Below are 444 nucleotides of genomic sequence, written 5' to 3' on the forward strand. Positions count from 1 at the left end.
TCGAACAAGGACATCGCCGCGATTTCCAGCTACATCCAGGGTCTGCACTGATCGCTGCGTAGCACGGCAAAAAAGATGTATGAAAAAGGGTGGCCTCGGCTGCCCTTTTTTGCGTCCGCCATCGCTACAATGCTGGAACCCGTGACCGCTCCCCCCGGTCGAACTGACCGGGCCGAACCCGGCCGGAGAGCGGCACTGACCTCGCCTAGGAGTGAACGATGCGTAACCTGATTCTCACCGCCATGCTGGCCATGGCCAGCCTGTTCGGCATGGCCGCCCAGGCCGACGACTATACCGCCGGCAAGGAATACGTCGAGCTGAGCAGCCCGGTGCCGGTGTCCCAGCCGGGCAAGATCGAAGTGGTGTAACTGTTCTGGTATGGCTGCCCGCATTGCTACGCGTTCGAGCCGACCATCGTGCCGTGGAGCGAGAAGCTGCCGGCAG

1 pseudogene is annotated in these 444 nt (G+C 62.2%); it reads left to right on the plus strand.

The annotated features are described in order from the left end of the window. Nucleotides 1–218: 218 nt before the first annotated feature. Nucleotides 219–444: pseudogene (gene dsbA / locus FLP08_RS17055) on the plus strand (thiol:disulfide interchange protein DsbA); the annotation flags it as partial.

The organism is Christiangramia aestuarii (genome assembly GCF_009735585.1).
Lineage (GTDB): Bacteria > Bacteroidota > Bacteroidia > Flavobacteriales > Flavobacteriaceae > Christiangramia > Christiangramia aestuarii.